At 73.1% G+C, this 4,769-nt stretch carries 6 protein-coding genes; 4 read left to right on the forward strand and 2 right to left on the reverse strand.

The features are described from left to right. From CCN42_RS19785 to CCN42_RS19800, 4 genes are all read left to right on the forward strand, one after another. Positions 1-319: CHAT domain-containing protein (locus CCN42_RS19785; RefSeq protein ID WP_143661958.1), on the forward strand; the 319-nt coding region annotated here is incomplete at its 5' end. A 64-nt stretch (positions 320-383) separates the two neighbouring features. Further along, complete coding sequence (locus tag CCN42_RS19790) at positions 384-752, forward strand: hypothetical protein (protein WP_086737458.1); 369 nt, start codon at positions 384-386, stop codon at positions 750-752. Between the two features lie 4 nt (positions 753-756). After that, positions 757-1,662 carry a hypothetical protein gene (locus CCN42_RS19795; protein WP_086737459.1) on the forward strand — a complete coding sequence of 302 codons (906 nt, stop codon included), beginning with the start codon at positions 757-759 and terminating at the stop codon, positions 1,660-1,662. A 125-nt stretch (positions 1,663-1,787) separates the two neighbouring features. After that, a complete protein-coding gene (locus CCN42_RS19800) occupies positions 1,788-2,309 on the forward strand; it encodes an SMI1/KNR4 family protein (RefSeq protein WP_086737461.1) in 522 nt (173 codons plus the stop codon). Positions 2,310-2,374: 65 nt separating this feature from the next. Here the strand turns inward: CCN42_RS19800 and CCN42_RS19805 are convergent, their stop codons facing one another. Next, on the reverse strand, positions 2,375-3,934 hold the full coding sequence (locus CCN42_RS19805; protein WP_086737463.1) for a DUF4139 domain-containing protein: 1,560 nt from the start codon (positions 3,932-3,934) through the stop codon (positions 2,375-2,377). A 7-nt stretch (positions 3,935-3,941) separates the two neighbouring features. Continuing rightward, positions 3,942-4,769 (reverse strand): DUF4139 domain-containing protein (locus tag CCN42_RS19810; RefSeq protein ID WP_143661959.1); only part of this gene is annotated, 828 nt, incomplete at its 5' end.

The raw sequence follows: 4,769 nt of genomic DNA on the forward strand, positions 1-4,769 counted from the left end.
CGCCGAGCGGCTGCCGCACGCCGAGTTCGCCTTCCTGTCCGCCTGTCACAGCGCCGCTCCCGGCAAGGAACTGGCCGACGAGGTCATCTCCGTCGCCTCCGCCTTCCAGCTGTGCGGCTACCGGCAGGTGATCGGCAGCCTGTGGACCGTGGACGACCGCATGGCCCCGGTGCTCGCCCGCGAGGTCTACCGGCAGCTCGGCACACCCGGCGCCCCGGGCGCCGCACACGCCCTGCACCGGGCGATCACGACACTCCGGGGACACGAGCGCTACCGCGAACCGCTGTTCTGGGCGTCGGTCGTCCACAGCGGGCCGTAGCCGCCCGGGGACCGTCACGTCCGCAGGGACCGCAGGGACCGCAGGGAGAGGAGAGAAGAGGCCGATGACCGACGATCACAGGATGCGGGCCCAGTTCTGCTCGGCGCTGCCCGCGCTCACGGAGCACATGGCGCGCAAAGGCACGCTCCGCCAACTGCACGACGCCGTCCGCGCCGTCCTGGCGGAGACGCCCGTGCGGCAGGCCGTCGCGGGGCTGGACATCCCGGCGTTCGTCTTCGAGGAGGCGGGCCCGGTACGCGGGGACGAACCCGGCGCCATGGTCTTCGGCACCCGGCCGCTGCCCGCCGGGGAGTCGTACCACTGCCCCGACGGATGGTGCGGCTTCCGGGCGGACCGGACGGCGGGCGGCGAGGTTCCGGCCGGCGGGCGCTGCTGGCTGCGGGACCGCCCGCTGCGCGTCCTGGAGGCGTGACCCGGTGGCCCCGGTCATCGACAGCCTCAGCCAGAAGCTGGCCGAGAAGTGGCTGTCCGCCCTCGCGGTTCCCGGCCTGCTCTTCGTCGCGGCCACGGCCGCCGGCGCGGTCCTCGGCCACGGTTCCGCACTCGACCGGTCCCTCCTGCTCGAACGGTTCGGTCACTGGGCGACGCAAGCGGGCCGGTGGCCCACCCTCGGTCAGATCGCCGTCGTCGCCGCGATCGTCCTCGCCGCCGTGGCAGCGGGCGCCCTCGTCCGGACCTGCGCCGACGGCGCCGAGCGGATCTGGACCGGGGACTGGCCGGGCCCGGCACGGCCACTCGCCGACCGGCTGACCGCCCGACGGCTCGCACGCTGGCAGCGGCTCGAGACGGACATCAGCCGACTGCGCGAGCCGACCCCGGCGAGCCTGCGCGACGAACCGGTCCGGCAGCAGCTCGCCGAACTCGCCGCCGACCGCGACGCGATCGCCCTCGCCCCACCGCGCAGGCCCACCTTCACCGGGGACCGCATGGCCGCCACCGAGACGCGGCTGCGCCACCAGTACGGCATCGACCTCGCCGCCTGCTGGACCCGGCTGTGGCTGGTCCTGCCCGAGGACGTCAGAACGGAACTGCGCACCTCCCGGTCCCGCGTCGACGCGGCGGTGGCCGGCTCGGTGTGGGCGGGCTGCTACCTGCTGCTGGGCTGCCTGTGGTGGCCCGCCGCCGTGGCCGCCGTCCCGACCGGGCTCGTGGCCTGGCGCCGTGGCCGCCGCGCCGTGACGGTCCACGCCGAGCTGGTGGAGTCCACCGTCGACGTCTACCTCAGACGGCTCGTCGAAGAACTCGGCGTCGACGCGTCCGGCAGCCCGCCCGACCCCCGGGTGGGCACGGCCCTGAACCGCGCGGCCCTCAAGGCACGCTGAGACCACCTCCGCCTCCGGGAGACGACCCGGGCCTCACCGAAGGGCTCTCCGGCGGCGGGTGATTTCATGCCGGACATGCGAGTCCAGGACCGGCATCGGTTCGACGTACCGGAAGGGGCCCAGAGGTGGCAACGCTTTCAGAGATCCGAGCCCTGCTGGGTGAACCACGGTTCAACTGGTCGGATCCGGCGCCGTGGATCGAACTGGAACAGGAACTCGGACTCCGGTTCCCGGCGGACTTCCGTGAGATCGTGGACGCCTACGGTTCGATCCAGATCAACGGGCAGTTGTATCTGGAGCACCCCGCGGGCCATCTCCGGCACAGTCTGGGAGACAGCGTCCGGGGTGATCTCGAAATGTGGCGCGAGGAGGACATGGCGGAGTTCCTGCCCGGCCCGGTGGGTTCGAGCCCAGGCGAGCTGATACCGGTGGCGTCGGCCACGACGGGGGAATGGATCTTCCTTCGCCTGCCCGACGACTCCTCGTCGCCCTGGCGCGTCGTGGTCCAGGAGTTCGACAGTCCGGCCTGGACTCTCCACGAGATGACGTTCGGTGAGTGGCTGCTGGCCTATCTCGAGGGCAGGGACGTGACGCTGTGTTCCCGCAACCTCGCGCCGGACGGCCCGTCCTACGAGCCGCTGTCCTGAACGTGCCGTGAAACGGCATCGGGGCCCCACCGTCCCGCGGTGGGGAACCGATGTCCCAGGCCGGCTCACAGGCCGCTCACCTTGGCGTCCGCCGAGACCGTGTAGACCATGGTGATGGTGCGCCGGCCCCCCGGCGGCAACGGGACGTTCCAGCGGGCGATGCCGTCCGCGTCCACCTCGTCGGGCGGGGGAGAACACGCCTCCCGGCGCAGCCCCACCTCCACGGCCGACGTCTCCGACACCGGGATGCGCTCCCGGACGACGACCGTGTGCGCGTCCTGCTCGCCGGGAGCCGAGAAACGGGAGAGATGCAGCCGGACCGTGCGGGTGAGCAGGGTCCGCTGGGTGAGGCCGGCCGTGTCCCGGGTCTCCTCCGTGTGCCGCAGGACCCGGTGGTCGTCACGGCTGCCGAAGGCAAGATCGGCGGAGGCACCGGGAGCGGTGAAGTCCAGCGTGCCGCGCCCGATGAACCCGCTGCCGCTGACGAGCTCCACGGGCCCGGCGAGCAGTGCGTGGCCCGATCGGTTGTCGAACCGCACGACCTGACCGACCAGGGGGGACAGCTCGGGGGAGCAGGCGTACTCCCTGCTCACGGACGTGGTGAACGACGAAAGAGGCACGCGGTGGGCGTGTCCGTCCGACCGCACCGAGACCTCCGCGTCGCAGTGCAGTACGCGGACCTCGCCGCCGTCGTCGACACCCGGCAGGCCCTGCACGGGCACAGGGCCGAGGTCGGCGATGTCCTCCTCGCGCAGTTCGACGTGGAGGGTGCGGCGCTCGGCCGGGGAGCGGTCGTGGAGTGTCAGCCTGTCCTCCCCGAGCCGGGGCGGCTCAGTGGCCCGCGCGGAGCGGGCCGTCGACAGGGTCAGCCGTACGTTCGACCAGTCCTCGCCGGTTTGCTGCCAGACCATCGCGTCCGTGTCCAGGGTGAGCGAGTCCCCGTCGAGCACGGCCCGGTAGGCGGGCCGCCACAGCGCGCACGGGGTGAGATGGGTCAGGCGCAGTCCGGCCGGACCGGCGGCGGCCGCTCGTACGGTCAGCTCGACGTGGCCGACCAGCTCGGCGGGTGCGGAATCCGCCAGCTCCATGGCGCGCCGGACTTCGGCGAGTTCGGCGTCGAGCGCGGTCGACCGGGCCTCCACCGCGCGCAGTTCCTCGCCGTGGGTGTCGCGTTCGTCGTCGACCTGGTCCAGTTCACGCGCCCAGCGGACCCTGTCCACCTCACCGAGGCCGGCGCCCTCGCCGATGTCCCGCAGGAGGTCGGCGGCGAGACGGGCGAGCAGGTCGAGGCGGGCCAGCAGGCGTTGACGTCGCCGGCTCAGCGACTCCTGCTCCGCTTCGAGAGCGGTCACGCGTCGGCGCAGGGCCGGGTCGTCGGCTGCCGGGCCCGAACCTCGCGGTGTCCAGGTGCGGACGATCCTCGCGTCCAGCACGGTCGCCGGATGACCGGCGGACAGCTCGGCGTGCAGGCTGCGGTCGACGGCGAGGGCGCTGATCGGCCCGAGCAGAAGCCGCTGGGTACCGGCCTCCAGGTCGAGCACGACGGAGCGTTCGACGTGAGCCCGGTCCTCCAGGCAGGTGACGGCGGTGACGGGAAGGGCGATCGGTACGGGACTCGTGGGCATGCGCGTGTCAGCTCCTGCGGTTGCCGCCGGTCAGGGCCTTGGCGGCCGGGATGCGGATGACGTAGCCGCCGTCGAGGGCGGCGGTGGCACGGGCCGGCAGCTCGATCCGCCACAACCGGGTGCCCGGGGCGTGCTCCTCGGCCTCCGCGCCGTCGGACGGCACCGTCCAGTCGGCCTTCTCCTCGATGCGTACCTCCGCGTCGGAGGCGACCGGCACCCGCTCGCGCACCTCCACGGTCACCGGAACCGTGAGCCGGTTGGCCAGTTCCACGTGGACGCGATGGTCGAGCACGGTCACGTTGTTGCGCAGGCCGGAGGTCGACTCGTGCAGGCTTGTGCGGCGGGTGACCGCGATGGCCTCGTTCGGGCCGAGTCCCACCCGGCACACACCGCCGGGAGCGAGGGTGGGCAGTGAGGTGGTGAGCAGGAACTGCCCGTCGGCCGCGACCTCCAGCGGACCGGCCAGCAGCGCCTGACCGGTGGTGTTGGAGAGCACCAGTGTCGTGTAGACGGCCTGCTCCAGCGACGGCACGCACAGGTACTCGGTGTGCAGCCCCACCGGCACCTCGCCGACGGTGATGGTGTGCCACGAGCCGTCCGAGGGGATGTCGGCCCGGGCCTCGGCGTCGTAGCGGTGGTCGAACGAGCCGGCCGACTCGCGGGGACGTACGGCGCTCCCCGGCAGCGGCAGCGTGGCGACCTCCTCGGCGCGCCGGCGGTGCTCGGCCGTCACCGGGTCGCAGACCGTGCCCGGGAACAGGCGCCCCCGGCGGTCTTCCCGCGCGTCGGGGCCGTACAGGACCAGCGCGGCGTAGTCGAGTTCGGCGGCGCTCGG

Origin of the sequence: Streptomyces glaucescens, assembly GCF_002154375.1 — a bacterium.
Classification (GTDB): Bacteria; Actinomycetota; Actinomycetes; order Streptomycetales; family Streptomycetaceae; genus Streptomyces; species Streptomyces glaucescens.

What these genes read in the sequence shown, in the direction of transcription:
- CCN42_RS19790 (WP_086737458.1), top strand. Translation starts at nt 384, where the DNA reads ATGACCGACGATCACAGGATGCGGGCCCAGTTCTGCTCGGCGCTGCCC.
- CCN42_RS19805 (WP_086737463.1), bottom strand. Translation starts at nt 3,934, where the DNA reads ATGCCCACGAGTCCCGTACCGATCGCCCTTCCCGTCACCGCCGTCACC.